This window comes from Rhodococcus sp. Leaf247 (assembly GCF_001426185.1).
Classification (GTDB): domain Bacteria; phylum Actinomycetota; class Actinomycetes; order Mycobacteriales; family Mycobacteriaceae; genus Rhodococcoides.
This window is the reverse complement of sequence record NZ_LMRP01000004.1, coordinates 342,061-363,032: the sequence shown is the minus strand read 5'-3', so window position 1 is coordinate 363,032 and position 20,972 is coordinate 342,061. Positions and strand designations below refer to the sequence as shown.

The 20,972-nt window shown below is 67.3% G+C and carries 18 protein-coding genes; 10 read left to right on the top strand and 8 right to left on the bottom strand.

The window, feature by feature from the left end:
• Nucleotides 1-15 precede the first annotated feature (15 nt).
• Genes qcrC through qcrB form a run of 3 tightly spaced genes read left to right on the top strand, consistent with a single transcriptional unit; the run spans nt 16 to nt 3,856 of the window.
• Complete coding sequence (qcrC, locus tag ASG64_RS19690) at nt 16-897, top strand: cytochrome bc1 complex diheme cytochrome c subunit (protein ID WP_082043121.1); 882 nt, start codon at nt 16-18, stop codon at nt 895-897.
• Nucleotides 894-2,117, top strand: coding sequence for a cytochrome bc1 complex Rieske iron-sulfur subunit (qcrA, locus tag ASG64_RS19685; RefSeq protein ID WP_082518519.1), 1,224 nt, complete (start codon nt 894-896; stop codon nt 2,115-2,117). Before qcrC ends, qcrA begins: the two co-directional genes overlap by 4 nt.
• Nucleotides 2,114-3,856 carry a cytochrome bc1 complex cytochrome b subunit gene (qcrB, locus tag ASG64_RS19680; protein ID WP_056075769.1) on the top strand — a complete coding sequence of 581 codons (1,743 nt, stop codon included), beginning with the start codon at nt 2,114-2,116 and terminating at the stop codon, nt 3,854-3,856. The genes qcrA and qcrB overlap by 4 nt, the downstream gene beginning before the upstream one ends.
• A gap of 1,171 nt (nt 3,857-5,027) precedes the next feature.
• Here qcrB and ASG64_RS19675 read toward each other — a convergent pair.
• Nucleotides 5,028-5,444, bottom strand: coding sequence for a cytochrome c oxidase subunit 4 (locus tag ASG64_RS19675; RefSeq protein WP_042575204.1), 417 nt, complete (start codon nt 5,442-5,444; stop codon nt 5,028-5,030).
• A gap of 6 nt (nt 5,445-5,450) precedes the next feature.
• Nucleotides 5,451-6,461: an aa3-type cytochrome oxidase subunit II gene (gene ctaC, locus ASG64_RS19670; RefSeq protein WP_197074781.1), complete on the bottom strand. Its 1,011-nt coding sequence runs from the start codon at nt 6,459-6,461 to the stop codon at nt 5,451-5,453.
• Nucleotides 6,462-6,777: 316 nt separating this feature from the next.
• On the opposite strand from ctaC, the gene asnB reads away from it, so the two are divergent.
• Entirely contained in the window at nt 6,778-8,703 is a 1,926-nt protein-coding gene (gene asnB, locus ASG64_RS19665; protein WP_056075766.1) for an asparagine synthase (glutamine-hydrolyzing), read from the top strand.
• 22 nt (nt 8,704-8,725) lie between these two features.
• Here asnB and ASG64_RS19660 read toward each other — a convergent pair whose 3' ends face one another.
• The 3 genes from ASG64_RS19660 to ASG64_RS19650 all read right to left on the bottom strand — a co-directional run bounded on the left by ASG64_RS19660 (nt 8,726) and on the right by ASG64_RS19650 (nt 11,381).
• Nucleotides 8,726-9,700 (bottom strand): carbohydrate kinase family protein, encoded by a 975-nt coding sequence (locus ASG64_RS19660; protein WP_042575207.1) that lies wholly within the window; start codon nt 9,698-9,700, stop codon nt 8,726-8,728.
• 147 nt (nt 9,701-9,847) lie between these two features.
• Nucleotides 9,848-10,234, bottom strand: a complete 387-nt coding sequence (locus ASG64_RS19655; protein ID WP_042575208.1) for a HesB/IscA family protein — start codon at nt 10,232-10,234, stop codon at nt 9,848-9,850.
• Between the two features lie 97 nt (nt 10,235-10,331).
• Nucleotides 10,332-11,381, bottom strand: a complete 1,050-nt coding sequence (locus ASG64_RS19650) for a glycerate kinase family protein (RefSeq protein ID WP_056075764.1) — start codon at nt 11,379-11,381, stop codon at nt 10,332-10,334.
• A 69-nt stretch (nt 11,382-11,450) separates the two neighbouring features.
• Here ASG64_RS19650 and ASG64_RS19645 point away from each other — a divergent pair, with 69 nt between their 5' ends.
• From ASG64_RS19645 to ASG64_RS19630, 4 genes are read left to right on the top strand one after another with little or no spacing between them, the layout of a single operon-like run.
• Nucleotides 11,451-12,110, top strand: a complete 660-nt coding sequence (locus ASG64_RS19645; protein WP_052493293.1) for a DUF3043 domain-containing protein — start codon at nt 11,451-11,453, stop codon at nt 12,108-12,110.
• 7 nt (nt 12,111-12,117) lie between these two features.
• A complete protein-coding gene (locus ASG64_RS19640; RefSeq protein ID WP_056076325.1) occupies nt 12,118-12,699 on the top strand; it encodes a bifunctional adenosylcobinamide kinase/adenosylcobinamide-phosphate guanylyltransferase in 582 nt (193 codons plus the stop codon).
• Nucleotides 12,696-13,751 carry a nicotinate-nucleotide--dimethylbenzimidazole phosphoribosyltransferase gene (cobT, locus tag ASG64_RS19635; RefSeq protein WP_056075761.1) on the top strand — a complete coding sequence of 352 codons (1,056 nt, stop codon included), beginning with the start codon at nt 12,696-12,698 and terminating at the stop codon, nt 13,749-13,751. Before ASG64_RS19640 ends, cobT begins: the two co-directional genes overlap by 4 nt.
• Nucleotides 13,748-14,494, top strand: coding sequence for an adenosylcobinamide-GDP ribazoletransferase (locus ASG64_RS19630; RefSeq protein ID WP_056075758.1), 747 nt, complete (start codon nt 13,748-13,750; stop codon nt 14,492-14,494). Before cobT ends, ASG64_RS19630 begins: the two co-directional genes overlap by 4 nt.
• Nucleotides 14,495-14,499: 5 nt before the next feature.
• On the opposite strand, the gene ASG64_RS19625 is transcribed toward ASG64_RS19630, so the two are convergent.
• Together ASG64_RS19625 and gcvT are read right to left on the bottom strand one after the other, a co-directional pair.
• Nucleotides 14,500-15,612 carry a branched-chain amino acid aminotransferase gene (locus ASG64_RS19625; RefSeq protein ID WP_056075755.1) on the bottom strand — a complete coding sequence of 371 codons (1,113 nt, stop codon included), beginning with the start codon at nt 15,610-15,612 and terminating at the stop codon, nt 14,500-14,502.
• 33 nt (nt 15,613-15,645) lie between these two features.
• Nucleotides 15,646-16,743 carry a glycine cleavage system aminomethyltransferase GcvT gene (gene gcvT, locus ASG64_RS19620; RefSeq protein ID WP_042575213.1) on the bottom strand — a complete coding sequence of 366 codons (1,098 nt, stop codon included), beginning with the start codon at nt 16,741-16,743 and terminating at the stop codon, nt 15,646-15,648.
• Between the two features lie 92 nt (nt 16,744-16,835).
• Here gcvT and ASG64_RS19615 point away from each other — a divergent pair, with 92 nt between their 5' ends.
• Nucleotides 16,836-18,344, top strand: coding sequence for a leucyl aminopeptidase (locus tag ASG64_RS19615; RefSeq protein ID WP_056075751.1), 1,509 nt, complete (start codon nt 16,836-16,838; stop codon nt 18,342-18,344).
• A gap of 26 nt (nt 18,345-18,370) precedes the next feature.
• On the opposite strand, the gene ASG64_RS19610 is transcribed toward ASG64_RS19615, so the two are convergent.
• On the bottom strand, nt 18,371-18,703 hold the full coding sequence (locus ASG64_RS19610) for a hypothetical protein (RefSeq protein ID WP_042575256.1): 333 nt from the start codon (nt 18,701-18,703) through the stop codon (nt 18,371-18,373).
• 313 nt (nt 18,704-19,016) lie between these two features.
• Between ASG64_RS19610 and sucB the strand changes: the two genes are divergently transcribed.
• Nucleotides 19,017-20,873 (top strand): 2-oxoglutarate dehydrogenase, E2 component, dihydrolipoamide succinyltransferase, encoded by a 1,857-nt coding sequence (gene sucB, locus ASG64_RS19605; RefSeq protein ID WP_056075748.1) that lies wholly within the window; start codon nt 19,017-19,019, stop codon nt 20,871-20,873.
• Nucleotides 20,874-20,972: the final 99 nt, after the last annotated feature.

The following is a 20,972-nucleotide window of genomic DNA, read 5'->3' as shown; positions in this document are numbered from 1 at the left end:
CGACAAGGGATACAGATGAGTTCTTCACCCCCCGGCACACCCGACGACGACGGCGTCGTCGTCCAGAGCGGCACCCCGACTGCCTCCGCGAAGAAGGCCAACCGCCGTCGTCGCACACGTCGCCGGGTCAGTGGCGCGATGGTGCTGTTCATGGGCCTCGTCGGCGCGGGTTTCCTCGCGGCGGCTCTCACGCCCGATGCGCAGGTCGCCACCGCCCAGGAAGACAGCGCAGCCATGGTGCGCGAAGGTCAGCAGATCTACGACACGTCCTGCGTGACGTGCCACGGCGCCAACCTCCAGGGCGTCAAGGATCGCGGACCGTCGTTGATCGGCGTCGGCGAAGCTGCTGTCTACTTCCAGGTCTCCTCCGGACGTATGCCGATGGCACGTAACGAGGCACAGGCCGAGCGCAAGCAGCCGAAGTACAACCAGGCGCAGGTCGACGCCCTGGGTGCGTACATCCAAGCGAACGGCGGCGGCCCCACGGTCGTGCGCAGCGACAGCGGCGAGATCGAGCAGGAGTCGCTCCGCGGCGGCGATGTCGCCCGCGGCAGCGAGCTGTTCCGTCTCAACTGCGCGTCGTGCCACAACTTCACCGGGCGAGGTGGCGCACTCTCCTCGGGCAAGTACGCCCCGACGCTCGACCCGGCCAACGAGCAGCAGATCTACCAGGCGATGGTCACCGGACCGCAGAACATGCCCAAGTTCTCGGACCGCCAGCTCTCGCCCGAAGAGAAGAAAGACATCATCGCGTACGTCAAGTCGTCCTCCGAGACTCAGCCTCCCGGTGGATACGGACTCGGCGGATTCGGCCCCGGCACGGAAGCCATCGCCATCTGGGTGGTCGGCATCGGTCTGATCGTCGGAGCAGCACTGTGGATCGGAGTGAGGTCATGAGCGGCGACAACTTCCCGGAAGACGGCACTGCCGACGACCGCAGGGCATTCGATCCGGACCGTAAGTACACGGACGAGGAACTGTCCGCCATGAGCCGCGACGAACTCGTCGCACTCGGCACCAACCTCGACCACGTCGATGTGGCGTTCCGTCGTGCACGCTGGCCCGTCCCCGGAACCAAGGCCGAGAAGCGCGCCGAGCGCAGCGTCAGCCTCTGGTTCTTCCTCGCCGGTGTCTCCGCGATCGCCTTCATCGCCATCTACCTCTTCTGGCCGTGGCAGTACGCCGGCATGGGCGAGGACCAGTACGGCTTGTACAGCCTCTACACACCGCTGATCGGTCTGACCATGGGTCTGGCCATCCTCGGCGTCGGCGTGGGCGCCGTGCAGTTCACCAAGAAGTTCATCCCCGAAGAGGTGTCCATCCAGGATCGCCACGACGGTGGTTCGAGCGAGGTGGACAAGAGGACGGTCGTCGCCGAACTCAGCGACTCCTTCGACACGTCCACGCTGGGTCGTCGCAAGATGATCAAGCGCAGCCTCGTCTTCGGCGGCGGCGCACTCGGCATCATGTCGATCCTTCCGCTCGGTGGCCTGATCAAGAACCCGTGGGCCGAGGGCGACGAGTCGTCGCTCTGGGTCTCGGGATGGACCCCGAGCTACCCTGGAGAGACGATCTACCTGCGGCGTTACACCGGCCGCGTCGACGACGTGGTGCTGGTACGTCCCGAAGATCTCGATGCAGGCGCCATGGAAACCGTGTTCCCGTTCCGCGAGTCCGAACGCGGCAACGAAGAAGAGCTGTCACACGCTCTCAAGGGAATCCGTAACGCCGTCATGCTCATCCGTCTCCGCACCGAGGACGCCGACCGCACGGTCAAGCGCAAGGGCCAGGAGAGCTTCAACTACGGCGACTACTTCGCCTACTCGAAGATCTGCACCCACCTCGGTTGCCCCACATCGTTGTACGAGCAGCAGACCAACCGGATCCTCTGCCCGTGCCACCAGTCGCAATTCAACGCGTTGGAATACGCCAAGCCGATCTTCGGACCGGCCGCACGTGCTCTTCCGCAGCTGCCCATCACGGTGAACGAAGACGGTTTCCTCGTTGCCGCGGGCGATTTCATCGAGCCGCTCGGACCCGCCTACTGGGAACGTCCGGCCGGAGTACACGAGCAGGAGAACGCTTCTGCTGCGTCGTCATCGGAAGGTTCACGATGAGTCCAACCATCGCCACTCTCGCTGCGAAGCAGGCCGAGGGCGTCGACTCCCGCTATCACCTCTCTGCGGGCATGCGTCGACAGATCAACAAGGTTTTCCCGACGCACTGGTCGTTCCTGCTCGGTGAGATCGCGCTGTACAGCTTCATCATCCTGCTGCTGTCCGGCACGTACCTCACGTTGTTCTACGACCCCTCCATGTCCGAGACGATCTACGACGGCGCGTACGCACCACTCCGCGGCGTCGAGATGACCAGGGCCTACGCGACCACGCTGGACTTGTCCTTCGAGGTCCGCGGCGGTCTGTTCATCCGCCAGATCCACCACTGGGCAGCGCTGCTGTTCGCGTGCTCGATCATCGTGCACATGGCCCGCATCTTCTTCACCGGTGCGTTCCGCCGCCCGCGTGAGGCCAACTGGGTCATCGGTTCGCTGCTGCTCATCCTGGCCATGTTCGAGGGCTTCTTCGGTTACTCGCTCCCCGACGACCTGCTCTCCGGCACCGGCCTCCGCGCCGCGTTCTCCGGCATCACCATCTCCATCCCGGTGGTCGGCACGTGGATGCACTGGTTGATCTTCAACGGCGACTTCCCGGGCACGATCATCATCCCGCGCCTCTACGTCGCTCACGTTCTCCTGTTGCCGGCCATCATCCTGGCGCTCATCGCGGCTCACCTCGCGTTGGTCTGGTACCAGAAGCACACGCAGTTCCCCGGCCCCGGCCGCACCGAGACCAACGTCGTCGGCGTCCGCATCCTCCCGGTCTTCGCAGTGAAGTCGGGCGCGTTCTTCGCGATGACGTTCGGTGTCCTCGCGGTCATGGGCGGCGTTCTGCAGATCAACCCGGTGTGGGCCCTCGGCCCGTACAACCCGTCGCAGGTGTCCGCAGGCTCGCAGCCCGACTTCTACATGATGTGGACCGACGGCCTCGCTCGACTGTGGCCCGCGTGGGAGCTCTACCTCGGCAACTACATGATCCCGGCCGTGTTCTGGGTGGCCGTCATCATGGGTGCGGTGTTCGCGATCATGATCGCGTACCCCTGGATCGAGAAGCGCTTCACCAAGGACGACGCACACCACAACCTGCTCCAGCGTCCGCGCGACGTGCCGGTGCGTACTGCAGTCGGCGCGATGGCGATCGCCTTCTACGTGGTCCTCACGCTCTCCTGCGTGAACGACATCATCGCGTACAAGTTCGCCATCTCCCTGAACGCGATGACCTGGATCGGCCGCATCGGCCTGGTCGTCCTGCCTCCGATCGCCTACCTGCTGACCTACCGCTTCTGCATCGGTCTGCAGCGCAGCGATCGCCAGGTGCTCGAGCACGGCATCGAGACCGGCGTGATCAAGCGCCTGCCGCAGGGTGCCTACGTCGAGATCCACCAGCCTCTGGGCCCGGTGGACGAGCACGGACATCCGCTCCCCCTCGAGTACCAGGGCGCTGCACTGCCCAAGAAGATGAACAAGCTCGGATCGGCCGGCAAGCCCGGCTCCGGCAGCATCTTCACTCCGGACTCGGACGAAGAGCACCGGTTGCACGAGCGTCTGTCGCACGAGGGCGAGCACGATCAGCTCACGATGCTCCGCACGTACCAGGCGAAGGTTCTGGCGCAGGGCAACGGCCACTCGAACGGCAACGGAAGCTCGAACGGCAACGGCCTTGCGGACGGCAACGGTCACGCCAACGGCAACGGTCATGCGAACGGCAACGGTCACGATCCGGAGTCAAACGGACACTGACCCCACCGAGTAATGGATGAGAGGCGCCACCCGATACGGGTGGCGCCTCTTCTCGTTTCCCAGCACTCCCCTCCCCCACCGCCGGGTCGGGGTGGACGCGTCGGTTCCGGCGCAACCGCACACCTCCTCCAGCGCCAGGTCGGCGCGTCACCACGGCGAGTCCCGGTGCGGGTACTTGCAAGCGGTGTGCGCTCGCGTCGCTCCAGCACCATTTCAACGCGACACATGAGAATTAGCCGTCATGCTCCGCACCGTGCAGGGCCGCGCCACTCAGCACGACCGCACACCCCCTCCAGCGGGACACCGGCGTGTCACCACGGCGCGTCCCGGCGCGGGTAGATGGAGGGGGTGTGCGCTCCCGACGCCCGGCACCACTACGACGACATGCGCTGCAACGTGCGCGGCGGACCTAGAGGAGCCCGCCTCAGCACGACCGCACACCCCCTCCAGCGGAACACCGGCGTGTCACCACGGCGAGTCCCGGCGCGAGTACATGGACGGGGTGTGCGCTCGCGTCGCTCAGCACCCCTGCGTCGCGACAGATGAGCATTGGCCGTCAAGCGCCGCACCGCGCGGGCCGCGCCACCCCACCCGACCGCACACCCCCTCCAGCGCAACGACGGCGTGTCACCACGGCGAGTCCCGGTGCGGGTACTTGCAAGGGGTGTGCGCTCGCGTCGCTCAGCACCCCTGCGTCGCTACAGATGAGCATTGGCCGTCAAGCGCCGCACCGGGCGGGCCGCGCCATCCCACCCCACCCGACCGCACACCCCCTCCAGCGAAACGTCGGCGCGTCACCACGGCGAGTCCCGGTGCAGGTAAATGGAAAGGGTGTGCGCTCACAGCACAGCACCGCTACTGAGAATCGGCCGGCATGCGCGCACCGCCCATTACAGAGCGGACGTTGCAGAGTGCGCGTTCGGCTGCAAGGTGCGCGTCGAACCTAGACGAGCCCGCCTCAGCACGACCGCACACCCCCTCCAGCGGAACACCGGCGTGTCACCACGGCGAGTCCCGGTGCGAACGAATGGAAGGGGTGTGCGCTCGCACCAATCGCCACCACTCACCACCACAATCACCGCGCCGATCGGACCGACCAACCCCCCCAGCACACACTCCGACAACGCAGAACGCCCCCAGCATCAGCTGGGGACGTTCTGGGGAGAGTGTGTCAGTGCTTCTCGGGTCCCACGTGGTACTCGAAGACCAGGCCGGCAGCCGCACCGATGATGGCGAGGGCGCCCAGAGCCAGCATCCACGGCTCGTAGAAGGCGAAGGCCAGGGCCATGAAGGCACCGGATCCGGCGAGGATGATCGGCCAGAAGCTACCGGGGCTGAAGAAGCCCAGGTCGCCTGCACCGTCGGCAACCTCAGCGTCGTCGTAGTCCTCGGGACGGGTGTCCAAGCGACGAGCAACGAATCGGAAGTACGTACCGACGATCAGCGTCAGACCGGCGGAGAGGGCGATGGCGGTGAGGCCTGCCCATTCGATGCCGGTACGTGAGAAGCCGGTGAACACGCCGTAGAGAATTCCGACGAGGATGAAGAACCCGGTCAGGATCTCGAAGAGCTTCGCTTCGATCTTCATGTGGTGTCAGTTTCCTTCTGCCACGGTCGCACTCTTGAGCGTGCGATCTGTGTTGAACGGCGACGTGGAGGTCGCGAGGGGCTCCTGGCCGATGGACTCGAGTGCCTGAGCGTTGGTCTGTCCGTCACGACGGGCATCCATGTACGACTCGAATGCCTCGGGGCTGACGGCGCGGACCTCGAAGTTCATCATCGCGTGGTAGGTGCCGCACATCTCGGCGCAGCGCCCGACGAACGCACCTTCCTGCTCGATCTCGCTGATCTGGAAGACGTTGTCCGAGTGGTTCTCTTTCGGGTTCGGGAGCACGTCGCGCTTGAACAGGAACTCGGGCACCCAGAAGGAGTGGATGACGTCCGAGGACGCGATCTCGAACTCGATGCGCTTACCGGTCGGCAGCACGAGGATGGGCACCTCGTTGCTGGAGCCGACGGTCTCGATGTCGTTGTAGTTCAGGTACGACTGGTCGGACTTCTCGCGACCGAACAGCGGGCCGGGCTCTTCACCCTCGGTGGTGCCGGCCTCTTCGGCTGCCTGCTCGCGCTCCTCGTCGGTGCCGTCGTAGATCGCCCGGCCGTCCTTGAGGTCGACGGTGCGGTAGCCGAACTTCCAGTTCCACTGGAACGCGGTGACGTCGACGACGACATCCGGGTTGTCCTGCTTCTCCTGCACGTAGTTCTGCACCACGACGGTGAAGTAGAAGAGCACGGCGATGATGACGAACGGCACGGCCGTGTAGAAGAGCTCCAGCGGCACGTTGTAGGCCGTCTGGCGAGGGAACTCCGGGGAGTCCTTCTTCTTACGGTGGAACGCGACGGTCCAGAACGTGAGGCCCCAGACGATGACGCCCATGATGAGAGCCGCGATGACCGACCAGGTCCACAGCTCTCGCATGCGCTCGGCCTGCGGGGTGATGCCCGAGGGCCACCCGAACCGAAGAACCGAGTTGTCGATGCCGCAGCCCGACAGCACTACGGCGGCCACTGCAAGAGAAGCCACCAATCCGACTCGCCGTGTCATCCGACGGCCGGATCCACCACCACGCTGCGCCACGATCACGCCTTCCTGATTGCCAAGATGGAGAGTACGAACACGCCTCGCGCTGCAGGCCGAGCGGCCTGCGTGCACGATGTGTCCGTGTACTACGCAGCGTAGACCAAAGCGGCCTCGGTTCTCGTGTCGGGTGGGCCACGTGTTGGTCGGCGGCGCAACTGTGGTCGCGGCGGCGACTGCGGCATACTCGGACCGACACTCGCCGGGCCCGTGGTCCGGCGTTCCCCGACGGCCGAGCCTGCGCGATCGGCTGTCACATCGATCGAAACGAGGCTTGCCGACCGTGTGTGGACTGCTGGGACTGCTGACACCGAACGCATCCGCGGAAGATGTCGTCGATGCCGTCGGCTCCGCGTCGCAGTGCATGCGGCATCGCGGCCCGGACGAGCCGGGTACGTGGCACGACGCCGATCTGGCGCTGGGTTTCAACCGGCTCTCGATCATCGACATCGAGCACTCCCACCAGCCGTTGCGGTGGGGCCCCGAGGACAACCCGGACCGCTATGCGCTCGTCTTCAACGGAGAGATCTACAACTACCTCGAGCTGCGCGCGACGCTGACCGCCGAGCACGGCGCCGTCTTCGCGACGGAGGGGGACGGCGAGGCGATCGTCGCCGCATTCCACTTCTGGGGTGACGACGCCGTCCGCAAGCTGCGGGGCATGTTCGCCATCGCTCTGTGGGACACCGAGAAGCGTGAACTGTTCCTCGCACGTGACCCGTTCGGCATCAAGCCGCTCTTCTACTCCACGGGCACCGGCGGTACGGCGTTCGCGAGCGAGAAGAAGAGCATTCTCGATCTGATGGGGAAGCTCGGTGTGTCGGACGAGCTCGACCCCCGCGCGTTGGAGCACTACACAGTGCTGCAGTACGTGCCCGAACCGGAGACGTTGCATGCCGGCATCGTCCGCCTGGAGTCCGGCTGCTTCGCTCGGCTGACGCCGGGTTCCGCTCCCGTCGTCACGCGGTATTTCCGGCCGACGTTCCCGGTACGCCCTGTCGCGTCCGGTACCGAGGCTGCCCGTTACCGGGAGATCGCTCAGGCTCTCGAGGACTCCGTCGCCAAGCACATGCGTGCCGACGTCACGGTGGGCTCGTTCCTGTCGGGCGGTATCGACTCGACGGCGATCGCCGCGTTGGCGATGCGCCACAACCCCGATCTGGTCACGTTCACGACGGGCTTCGAACGCGAGGGGTACTCGGAGGTCGATGTCGCCGCCGAGTCGGCCGCAGCCATCGGTGCCAAGCACGTCATCAAGGTCGTCGGACCGGAGGAGTTCGCCGCGGCGATCCCCGAGATCGTCTGGTACCTCGACGACCCGGTGGCTGATCCAGCGCTGGTGCCGCTCTACTTCGTCGCCAAGGAAGCTCGCAAGCACGTCAAGGTCGTGCTGTCCGGTGAGGGCGCGGACGAGCTGTTCGGTGGCTACACCATCTATCGCGAGCCGCTGTCGCTCGCACCGTTCGACAAGCTCCCCTCCTCCCTGCGCCGTGCTGCAGGTCGGCTCAGCGAGCGCATTCCGGAGGGCACCCGCGGCAAGAGCCTGCTGAACCGCGGATCGATGACTCTCGAAGAGCGGTACTACGGAAACGCCCGCAGCTTCAACGACGCCCAGCTTCGCTCGGTGCTGCGGGAGTTCCGGCCCGAGTGGACCCACCAGGACGTGACGGCGCCGATCTACGCGCAGTCCGTCGGGTGGGATCCGGTGGCGCGCATGCAGCACCTCGACCTGTTCACGTGGCTGCGCGGCGACATCCTGGTCAAGGCCGACAAGATCACGATGGCCAATTCGCTGGAGCTCCGTGTGCCGTTCCTCGACAACGAGGTGTTCCGGGTGGCGGAGCAGTTGCCGCTCGAGCAGAAGATCACGAAGTCGACCACGAAGTACGCGCTGCGCAAGGCGCTCGACGGCATCGTGCCCGACCATGTGCTGAACCGCGCGAAGCTGGGTTTCCCTGTGCCGCTGCGGCATTGGTTGCGCGGCACCGAGTTGTTCGACTGGGCGCACCAGCAGATCGCCGACTCGCAGACCGACCACCTGCTGGACAAGGCGGCGATCACTCGCATGCTGAACGACCATCGAGAGGGTCGAAGCGATCACAGCCGTCGACTCTGGACGGTGCTGATCTTCATGGTGTGGCACGGCATCTTCGTCGAGAAGCGCATCGTGCCTGCCATCGCGGAACCGACCTACCCCGTCCGGCTCTAGCGGGTAGGTCGGCCGGGAGGATCTAGCGAGGAAGTACGGCGGCGATCTCGTTCGCGGCGTCGTCGCCGTACGCCTCGGTCAGACGCTTGATCGCGTCGTCACGCACCAGTGTCCATTCCTGAGTGCCGGTGGTCTCGAGGACCAGAACGGCGATGAACGATCCGAGCTGTGCGGCCCGCTCGAGACCGAGGCCCTTGGCACGACCGACGAGGAAGCCTGCGCGGAATGCGTCGCCCACTCCGGTGGGATCGACCTTGCTGGTCTCCGGGACCACGCCGACACGCAGGTCGGTGCCGTCCTTGCCGACGATCTCGACGCCGTTCTTGCCCAGCGTCGTCACGCGCAGACCCACCTTGTCGCGGATCTGCGACTCTGTGAGACCGGTCTTCTGACGCAGCAGGCCCCACTCGTACTCGTTGGTGAACAAGTACTCGGCGCCCTCGATGAGCTCGGTGGCCTGTGCGCCGTCGAGCCGAGCGAGCTGCTGGGACGGATCGGCGGCGAAGGGAAGGCCCAGTTCGCGGCACTCCGCGGTGTGGCGCATCATCGCGGCCGGATCGTTGGCCCCGACGAGGACCAGGTCGAGGTCACGCCCTTCGGAGATATCCGTGACGGAGATGTCCCCGGCCTCGGTCATGGCTCCGGGGTAGAACGATGCGATCTGTGCCATGTCCTCGTCCGTGGTGCAGACGAAACGGGCCGTGTGAGCCGTCTCGGACAGGGTGACCGCGGAGCAGTCGACTCCGTTGTCCTCCAGCCAGGACTGGTACTCGGCGAAGTCGGGACCGACAGCACCGATCAGCAGAGGTGCCGCACCCAGCACACCCATGGCGTATGCGATGTTGCCACCGACACCACCCTTGCGAATGACGAGGTCGTCGACGAGGAAGCTCAACGAGACGTGGGCGAGCTGATCGGCGAGGAACTGGTCGGCGAAGCGACCGGGGAATCGCATCAGATGGTCGGTAGCTATGGAGCCGGACACCGCAATGGTCACGTCCGAGGGCCTTTCGCAGCAGGTGCTTGTGAACTGAACTGCTGTGAACCTTACCCGGGTGAGCATGCGGTGAACCCCACATGCACGTCGTCCCCGGCTCCAGGTTCGGAGCCGGGGACGACGGTGGAGCAGGTCAGAGCATGTGACTCAGTTGAACGAGTCACCGCAGGCGCACGAACCCGTGGCGTTCGGGTTGTCGATGGTGAAGCCCTGCTTCTCGATGGTGTCGACGAAGTCGATCGAGGCGCCCTCGACGTACGGCGCGCTCATCCGGTCGACGGCCAGCGTCACGCCGTTGAAGTCCTTGACCAGGTCGCCGTCGAGCGAGCGGTCGTCGAAGAACAGCTGGTAGCGCAGTCCTGCGCATCCGCCGGGCTGCACTGCGATGCGCAGAGCCAGATCGTCGCGACCTTCCTGGTCGAGGAGTGCCTTCGCCTTGGACGAAGCGGCCTCGGTCATCAGGACGGCATGCGTCTCGGTGTCGGCACCGGTGGTGGTCACGTCGCTGGTAACGACGTCGTTCTGCACAGTCATGGGTTCTCCCTATCGTTCGTGCCCTCTCGGCATAACGCCAGCGAACATGGTCAACGGTACTCCCGACCCCGGTATTCCACACGATCGCCGGGGTGCGTCACACCGAGAATCGGTGACGTGCGACCTCTGCCGACAGCGCCGTCAGCTGCGCTCGGGCGTCCGACATCGCGAGCTCGACCGATCCGGCGAAGTCGGTCACCGAATGTGCAGCCTCGATTCCCGCACCACGCATCTCGGCCTCGTCGAGGTGCACCTGACCTGCGAGGACGATGGTGCGGATGCGGTGCTCGGATGCGGCCGCCGCCAGCGCCGTGACCACCTTGCCGCGCAGCGACTGCGAATCGAACTTGCCCTCACCGGTGAGAACGAGGTCCACGGTGGGCATCACCTCGTGGCGACGAGTGCGCCGGGCGACGACGTCCGCGCCCGACGTCCTGGTGGCCCCCAACGCCAGCAGGGCCGCACCGAGGCCACCCGCGGCGCCGGCGCCCTCGAGATCCGCGACGTTCCGCCCGGCAATACGGTCGAGTTCGCTGCACCACTCGGCGTTGCGCGCCTCGAGCAGCTCGACAGTCTTCGCGTCGGCACCCTTCTGCGGTCCGAAGACCGCGGCTGCGCCGGGCGGTCCCAGCAGTGGGTTGTCGACGTCACTGGCCGCGACCAGCTCGATGTCGCGCAGTGCGGCCGACGCAGCATCGGGTCCGCCGAGCGCGTGGATCATGCCGTAGCCACCGTCCGTGGAGCTGCTGCCGCCGAGCCCGACGACGACGGTGCGCGCACCGCGGCCGATCGCCTCGGCGATCAGCTGTCCCACTCCCCTGCTGTGCGCCCCGACTGCCGTCTCGACGTCGGGTGTGCACCCCAGGAGGTGCAGCCCGACGGTCTGCGCGACCTCGATGTAGGCGGTGGTGCCGTCGAGCAGCCATCGCGCCGTCACGTCGTGTTCCAGAGGACCCGCCACGACGGTCTCGACCACCTGCCCGCCGTCCACGGCCAGAGCGTCGACGAAGCCCGGCCCGCCGTCGGACTGCGGAGCGAGGATCAGGTCGTCGTCGCGTTCGCTCGACCATCCGGCCGCGATGGCGGCGGCGGCGTCGGCCGCGGTCAGGGTGTCTCCGAAGGAATCGGGGGCGATGAGAACGCGCATCGGGTCACTCTATCGACGGACTGCGGTGTTCACCCTGTCGTCTCCGTCGAATAGCCTGTGCGTGTGAAGCTGCCCTTCGGTAAGTCCGGTGACAAGTCCGTCGACCACGAGTCGACCGCCGCGGATCGGACCGAGCCCACCACCGCGTCGCCTGCTACCGGCAAGGTCAGCGTGAGCAAGGGCCGTCCGACACCGTCCCGCCGCGAGGCGGAAGGTCGCCGACGCGGTCCTGTCGCGCCGGCTCCGTTGACGGCCAAGGAAGCGCGTGCGCGGCGCAAGGCCACGCGCGGGTCGAAGGAAGAGCGCAAGATCGCCTCCGCGGAGCGTCGTGCCAAGTCGGCCGATCAGCGCGCCCGCATGATGGCCGGTGAGGACAAGTTCCTTCTGCCTCGCGACAAGGGACCCGTCCGTGCGTACGCCCGCGACCTCGTCGACTCGCGGCGCAACTTCGTCGGACTGTTCATGCCGATGGCGTTGATCCTGCTGGTAGCCCTGTTCCTGAGCCCCGCGGTCCAGTCGATCGTCACCCTGGCGCTGTTCATCATGATGATCTTCATGGCCATCGACGGGTACTTCCTCGGCCGACGGGTCAACAACCGGGTGCGCGATCGTTTCCCGGAGACGCCCGACGGTGGCTTCAAGCTCGGGTGGTACACGTTCGTCCGCGCGTCGCAGGTCCGCAAGATGCGCGCACCCAAGCCGCGCGTCGGCCCCGGCGACGCGGTCTGATCCGCACATCGCGGTGACACACCGGACACTCGTTCTCGGTGGTGCACGCTCCGGCAAATCCGGCCACGCGGAAGCACTGCTCGCCGGCCGCTCCGCCGTGCGCTACATCGCGACGGGACGACGCAACCCCGGCGACACGGACTGGGACGACCGCATCGATCGGCATCGCCGCACCAGACCGAGCCACTGGTCGACGTTGGAGATCTCCGCGCACGACGACCTCGCTGCAGCTCTGACAGACCACGGCATGCCGACTCTCGTCGACGACCTCGGCACGTGGCTCACCGGCGCACTGGACGACCTCGAGGCGTGGGATGCGCCGCGTGGCACCGTCCAGCCGGCCGTCGACGCCCTCGTCGACGCGGTCGACCGTCATCCCGGACCGCTGGTGATGGTCTCTCCCGAAGTCGGTCTCGGCGTGATCCCCGAGACGCGGGCGGGCCGACTCTTCCGCGACGAGATCGGGTCGGTGAACGCACGACTGGCACAGACGTGCGACGCCGTCACCCTCCTGGTCGCCGGACTTCCGCTACCCCTCACACACCCGACGCACACACCGTCGACCGATCGACCGAGAGGCACGTCGTGACCGACAGCCCCGCACTGTTCAGCCCGGTGGACCCTCCCGACGCGGAAATCGCGCGTCAGGCTCGCTCGAGGCAGGCCGTCCTGACCAAGCCTGCCGAGTCGCTCGGGCGTCTCGAGGATCTGGCCGTGTGGATCGCGTCGTGTCAGGGTGTGTGCCCACCCCATCGTTTCGCGCGCGCTCGGGCCGTGGTCTTCGCCGGAGATCACGGCATCGCCCAGCACGGAGTGTCCGCCTACCCACCCGAGGTGACGGCCCAGATGGTCGCCAACATCGCCGCCGGCGGTGCCGCCATCAATGCCTTGGCGACGGTATCCGGCGCAAGCGTCCGCGTGGTCGACATGGCTGTGGACGCGGAGACCGACGAGTCCGTGTCGACGTACAAGGTGCGCCGGTCGAGCGGGTCGATCGACCGTGAGGACGCGCTCTCGGACGACGAGGTGCGCGCAGCCCTCGCCGCGGGTCGCGACATCGCCGACGAGGAGGTCGACGGCGGAGCCGACCTCCTGATCGCGGGCGACATGGGCATCGGGAACACCACTCCGGCAACGGTTCTCATCGCCGCGGTGACCAATACCGAGCCTGTCGCCGCCGTGGGGCGGGGCACCGGAGTGGACGACGCGGGATGGATCCGTAAGACGGCGGCCATCCGTGACTCGTTGAGACGCGCCCGCCCCGTCGTCAAGGATCCGATCGCGTTGCTGCGCACCGTCGGCGGCGCCGATCTGGCGGCCATGACGGGATTCCTGATCCAGGCCGCGGTGCGCCGGACCCCTGTCGTCCTCGACGGAGTCGTCGTCACGGCGGCAGCGTTGGTGGCGAACGATCTGTCGGTCGGTGCTTCCGCATGGTGGCTGGCCGGTCACCGGTCGACGGAGCCGGCGCACGCCCTCGCGCTCGCGCACCTCCGCATGGATCCACTGCTGGACCTCTCCATGCGCCTCGGGGAGGGATCGGGAGCGATGGTCGCTCTGCCCATCCTGTCGGGGGCCGTCGCCACCCTCGCCGACATGGCGACCTTCACCGATGCCGGTGTCACCGACAACGGCCGATGAGGTCGTTGCGGCTCGCGTTCTCCTGGCTCACCGTCTTCCCGGTGCGGGGACCGGACACCGTCGATCGTGACGACGCGCGCCGCGCCATCGCGGTGGTCCCGGTCGTCGGGGCGGCGCTCGGCGCACTCGTCGCGGCGCTGGTGTGGCTCACCGTGACGGGCGGACTTCCCCCGGCAGCGGCCGGTCTGATCGGTGTCGCGGCGCACGCTCTGCTGACCCGCGGAATGCACCTGGACGGTCTCGCCGACACTGCGGACGGCCTGGGGTGTTACGGCCCTCCGGACCGCGCTCGTGAGGTGATGAAGTCGGGATCCACGGGTCCTTTCGGGGTGGCGACCGTCGCGCTGTGTCTCGGCCTGCAGGGCGTGGCGATGGGGACACTGGTGGATCGAGGCCATGGGTTCGCCGTCGTCGCGGCAGCCGTCGCCGCACGATGCGCTGTCGTTCTCGCGTGCCGACGCTCCGTCACAGCGGCCGGCACCACCGGCTTCGGGTCGCTGGTCGCCGGGACTCAGACGACCGTGACGACGGTGTCGTGGTCCGCCGTCGCACTCGTCGTCGGCGCGCTGGCGGGACCGAGGTGGTTCCAGGGTGTCGCCGCGGTCGCCGTGGCCCTCGCGGTCGGCGCCGTGCTGGTCCGGCACTGCGTCCGACGCTTCGGCGGCATGGTCGGCGACGTCCTGGGCGCTGTCATCGAACTGACGACGACGCTGGTGCTCGTCCTGTGTCTTATCGAGATCTGACCGACTCAGGCGGTCGCGGGGCGCAGCGTGCTCATCCACCCGTGCGTATCGGCGAAGGTGCCACGCTGGATGCCGGTCAGGGTGTCGCGCAACGCCATCGTGACCTCGCCCGGCTCCCCGGTGCCGATGGTGAACACGCCGTCCGCGGACTTCACGCTGCCCACCGGGGTGATGACGGCGGCAGTGCCGCACGCGAACACCTCGGTGATCTCTCCCGACTCGGCCTTCTTCTGCCACTCGTCGGTGGAGATCTTGCGTTCCTCGACGGGGAAACCGGCGTCGGTCGCCAACGCCAACAACGAGTCTCGCGTGATGCCGGGCAGCAGAGACCCGGACAGCGACGGCGTCACCAGCCGTGCGTCAGCGCCGGAGCCGAAGACGAAGAACAGGTTCATCCCGCCCATCTCCTCGACGTAGCGACGCTCGAGGGCATCGAGCCACACCACCTGGTCGCAGCCCTGATCCGCGGCTTGAGCCTGCGCCAGCAGGGAAGCCGCGTAGTTGCCGGCGAACTTCGCGGCACCCGTTCCACCCGGCGCGGCGCGGACGTACTCGGTGGACAGCCACACGCTGACCGGCTTGACCCCGCGCGGGAAGTACGCGCCGGCCGGTGAGGCGATGAGGAGGTAGCGGTACGACGACGCGGGACGCACGCCCAGACCGGCCTCCGTGGCGAACATGAAGGGCCGCAGGTACAGCGCGTCCTCGCCGCCCGCGACGGGCACCCACTCATGGTCGACCTCGAGAAGCTGCTCGATCGACTCGCGGAAGACCTCGACCGGCAATTCGGGCATCGCGATACGGGCGGCGGACGACTGCAGACGCTCCGCGTTCGCACCGGGGCGGAACGACGCGAGGCTGCCGTCGGGCTGACGGTAGACCTTGAGTCCCTCGAAGATCGCCTGCCCGTAGTGCAGCACCATCGCGGCCGGGTCCAGCAGGAACGGCGCATACGGCGTCACGACGGCGTCGTGCCAGCCGACGGCCGTGTCGTAGTCGATGGACACCATGTGGTCGGTGAAGTGCACACCGAAACCGGGAGCCGCCAGAATCTGCGCGCGCGCCTCATCGGTGACGGGCGCCGGATGCGTGACACGGGTGAACTCCAGACCACTCATGCGCAACATCCTAGGCCAGCCCTCCGACGTCGTTCACCGCACGTTCGGCTCCACGAACGGTGGCCTGACCACCTCGCACGCGAGGGCTCGACCACGCACGTCGACGTCGACCGAATCGCCGACGGCGACACCCGCCGACGTGTCGAGCAACGCCAGGGCGATCCCCACCTTGGTACTCGGAGAGAAGGTCCCCGACGTCGTGACACCGACGGTCTCGCCGGAGCGCAGGACCGACAGTTCCGGTCGCAGCACTCCGCGTCCGACAGCACGGAGCCCGACGAGGGTCCGGGGAGCGCCGGCCTCCTTCTGGGCGAGGAGGGCGTCGCGGCCGCGGAACGCCTCCTTCTTCCAGCCCACCGCCCATCCGCATCGAGCTTCCAATGGCGTGATGTCCACCGAGAGTTCGTGTCCGTGCAGCGGGTAGCCCATCTCGGTGCGCAGAGTGTCGCGGGCACCCAGACCGGCCGGCTCGCCGCCGACGGCGCGCACGGCGGCGAGCAACGCGTCGAACAACGGGGTGGCGGTGTCCCACTGCGGCAGGAGTTCGTAGCCGTGCTCGCCCGTGTAGCCGGTGCGACACACGCGAACCGATCCGTGCTCGAAGTCGACGTCCTCGAACGCCATGTACTCCAACGAGGACGGCAGACCCACGGCGGCGAGCACCTCGGCCGACCGCGGACCCTGCACGGCGAAGACGCCGTACTCGCGGTGAGCGGATCGCACCGTGACGCCGTCGGGCGCTCCCGCGGCGAGAACCTCGACGACGGCAGCGGTATTGGCCGCGTTCGGCACCAGGAACACCTCGTCGTCGGAGACGAGGTAGGCGATCAGGTCGTCGACGACGCCCCCGGATTCGGTGCAGCACAGCGTGTACTGCGCCTGGCCGGGTCCGATGCGGTCGAGGGAATTGGTCAGCACCGAGTCGACGTACGCGGCGGCGCCCGGACCCGTCACGACGGCTTTGCCGAGGTGGCTCACGTCGAACAGCCCCGCGGTGGTGCGGGTGGAGGTGTGCTCGGACACCGTGCCGGCATAGGAGACCGGCATGGTCCACCCGCCGAACGGGGCGAACGTCGCGCCGAGAGCCACGTGCGTGTCGTGGATGGGTCCGTGCAGCAGTTCTTCGCTCATGGTGGGAACGCTAACGCAGAACACACCCGGCCTACGATCGTCGGAGCGCTCGATTCGCACGACAACCACAACGACATCAGGAGCCTTCACACGTGAGCAGTCAGCTGCAGCGCACACTCGGACCGGAACTCGTCCTCGCGGGAACCATCGACAAGTCCGTCGAGGTCGTGATCATCGGGCTGGAGAAGACCGACGGCGGCCCGCGGATCGTCGGCGACGACTTCCTCGGCGACGCCGCCGCGGAGGTCCTGACCGCCGTCACGGCGCTGGGAGCCACCGGCAAGGCCGACCAGATCACGCGGGTGCCCTCCCCCGCGTCACTGTCCGCCACCAGCGTTCTCGCCGTGGGTCTCGGATCCGCCGCCGACCGGACCGACGACACGGTGCGACGAGCTGCCGGTTCCGCGGCACGCGCGCTGACCGGTGTCGGCCACGTGGCGACGACACTGTCCCCCGCCGGACTCGGCGCCGTCGCCGAAGGGCTCTTCCTCGGCGCCTACCAGTTCAGCGAGTTCAAGCAGAAGTCCGCGCCGACCGACGACGCGACGCCGATCTCGCGCGTCGACCTGCTCGTCGGATCGCCCCGGGACAAGGCGCTCAAGGCCGAGCTCGCGCGGTCCACTGCCATCGCGGTGGCGGTCGCAACCGCCCGCGATCTGGTGAACACCCCGCCCAGCCACCTCTACCCCGCCGAGTTCGCCGAGCGCGCCCGCGTCCTGGGGACCGACGCCGGACTGACCGTCCAGGTGCTGGACGAGCGGGCACTCGAGCGCGGCGGTTACGGCGGCATCATCGGCGTCGGCAAGGGGTCGTCGCGTCCTCCCCGCCTGGTCCGGATGACCTACCTCGGCGGCAAGAAGAAGTCTCCGTCCGTCGCCCTGGTCGGCAAGGGAGTCACCTTCGACACCGGCGGCATCTCGATCAAGCCGGCGGCCGGCATGGAGAACATGACCTCCGACATGGCGGGTGCGGCAGCGGTCGTCGCGACGGTCGTCCTCGCCGCGACGTTGGAACTGCCCATCAACGTCACCGCGACGGTGCCGATGGCGGAGAACATGCCGTCCTCGACGGCGCAACGGCCGGGAGACGTCCTGACCCAGTACGGCGGCACCACGGTCGAGGTCATCAACACCGACGCCGAGGGTCGACTCATCCTTGCCGACGCCATCGTCCGCGCCTGCGAGGACGAGCCGGACTACCTGATCGACACCGCCACGCTCACCGGCGCGCAGATGGTCGCTCTGGGTAATAGGACTCCCGGCGTCATGGGCACCGAGGCGTTCCGTGACCGAGTCGCCGCGATCTCTCAGCGGATCGGGGAGAACGGGTGGCCGATGCCGCTTCCCGCCGAACTGCGACCCGACCTCGACTCACGGGTCGCGGACCTGGCCAACGTCACCAACCACCGATGGGGCGGGATGCTCGCTGCCGGGCTGTACCTGAAGGAGTTCGTCGCCGAGAATGTGCAGTGGGCGCACATCGACGTAGCGGGTCCCGCGTTCAACACGGCCGGTCCCCACGGCTACACCACCAAGGGCGGCACCGGTGTCCCGGTCCGGACCATGATCTCCGTGCTCGAGGACATCGCCGAGAACGGCTGACAGCCCGACCTACGCGAGCAGGGGTGTCAGAGCCCCTGCTCGCGTTTGCGGATGATCTTCTGGCGGGCGTCGTGATCGCGCATGCGCTGCGGGTAGCCCGTCTTACGCACGTCGTAGACCGGGATCTTCAGGTCCTCGCCGAGTTTGCGTGCGCCCTTGTCCCCACCGACCGCCCGACGTGTCCATTCCCCGTCGTTCGCCACCAGAACCACCGTCACCGGAGTGACCGTCGTCTGCGGCTCGACATACGCCTCGACGCCGATTCGACTCGACGCCCAGTCCGCGAGATGCGAACGGTCGGTCGGTGACGCAGCGCCTCCCGAGCGGCGCGATCTCCTGAACCTGTCGAACAGTCCCACGTTCTCCTCCATCTGTCGTCGAGACCTACGCGATGCACGGTCGGTCCGCGAACACAAAGCACTCAATCCGATCCACCCCGACATCCCGGCGGCACGCCGACCCCGGCGGGCGCGAACCTCGCGCCGAAGTGACAGGATGTTCGGAGCATCGCGTGAACCATCTCACGGTGTGCGCCACTCATGAGAGGCACAACTCGCCTCGCAATCGCAGTGACGCGGCCACAATGGTGCACGCATCGCCTCCGGCTAGACCACGCCCGCTAGCGACCACGAGCCGCTACACCCGCACAACAATGTCGAGGAGTCAACAGAGATGACCTTCTCCGTCCAGATGCCAGCTCTCGGTGAAAGCGTCACCGAGGGAACTGTCACACGGTGGCTGAAACAGGAGGGGGACACGGTCGAAGTCGACGAACCCTTGCTCGAAGTCTCCACCGACAAGGTGGATACGGAGATCCCGTCACCGGCTGCGGGTGTCCTGACCAAGATCACCGCCCAGGAAGACGACACCGTCGAGATCGGCGGCGAGCTGGGCATCATCGGCGATGCCGGCGACGACTCCGGTAGCGACGACTCGGGAAGCGACACCGCCGCCGACGACAGCGACGATGCAGGCAGCGACGACGAGGCCGACGCAGGCCCGTCCGACGCAGCCGAGCAGGCATCCGTCGAGGGCGAGAGCGAAGCGGAAGAGCCCGCATCCGGCTCCGACGACTCCTCCGATGCGAGCTCCGGCTCCGCCGAGGGCACGTCCGTCACGATGCCCGAGCTGGGCGAGTCCGTCACCGAGGGCACCGTCACCCGCTGGCTCAAGGCCGTCGGCGACGAGGTCGCCGTGGACGAGCCGCTCCTCGAGGTCTCCACCGACAAGGTCGACACCGAGATCCCGTCTCCCGTCGCCGGCACCCTGCTCGAGATCAGCGCCGAGGAGGACGACACGGTCGAGGTCGGTGGACAGCTCGCCGTCATCGGTTCCGGCGCGCCCGCGAAGAAGGAATCGGCTCCCGCTCCCGAGCCCGAGAAGAAGCCCGAACCGGAGAAGAAGCCGGAACCCAAGGCAGAAGCGAAGCCTGCGGACGAGCCCGCGAAGCAGGCCGATCCCGAGCCCGCCGGCGAGGTCTACACGCCGGAGCCGAAGTCGGAATCGAAGTCGGAGAATTCCTCGAAGTCCGAGTCCGAGGCGCCTGCGGGTGACTCGAACGCGAGCGGTTCCAGCCCGTACGTCACTCCCCTGGTGCGCAAGCTCGCCACGGAGAACGACGTCGATCTGAACTCCGTCAAGGGCACGGGCGTCGGTGGACGCATCCGCAAGCAGGACGTCCTCGCCGCAGCCGAGGCGAAGAAGGCCCCGGCGAAGCAGGAGTCCGCTCCCGCTGCCGCGCCGGCCGCCGCATCGTCCACGCCGTCCACCCCGTCCACCGCGGGTGTGCGTCCGGAACTGGCGCACCTGCGCGGATCGACGCAGAAGATCAACCGCATCCGTCAGATCACGGCCAAGAAGACCCGCGAGTCGCTGCAGTCGTCCGCGCAGCTCACGCAGGTGTTCGAGGTCGACATGACCAAGGTCGCAGCTCTGCGCACCCGAGCCAAGGCCACCTTCAAGGAGCGCGAGGGCGTCAACCTGACGTTCCTGCCGTTCTTCGCGAAGGCCGTCGTCGAGGCGCTCAAGGTCCACCCCAACGTGAACGCGAGCATCGACGAGGCGAAGAAGGAGATCACCTACTACGACGCCGAGCACCTGGGCATCGCGGTGGACACGGAACAGGGACTTCTCTCCCCCGTCATCCACAACGCCGGTGACCTGTCGCTGGCCGGTATCGCTCGTGCGATCGCCGACATCGCCTCGCGTGCACGCTCGAACGGCCTCAAGCCGGACGAGCTGTCGGGTGGAACGTTCACCATCACCAACATCGGCAGCCAGGGCGCGTTGTTCGACACCCCGATCCTGGTTCCGCCGCAGGCAGCCATGCTCGGTACCGGTGCGATCGTCAAGCGCCCCGTCGTCGTCACCGACGCCTCGGGCAGCGAGTCGATCGGTGTCCGCTCCATGGCGTACCTGCCGCTGACGTACGACCACCGCCTGGTCGACGGCGCGGATGCCGGACGCTTCCTCACCACCATCAAGCACCGCTTGGAGGAGGGCGCGTTCGAGGCTGATCTCGGCCTCTGACGGTTCTTCGGTAATCTCGGAAGTCCCCGACGGTTCGCATCGGCGAACTGTCGTTACGACGGGGGCACTTCGCGCACGGACAGTGCGTGAGGTGCCCCC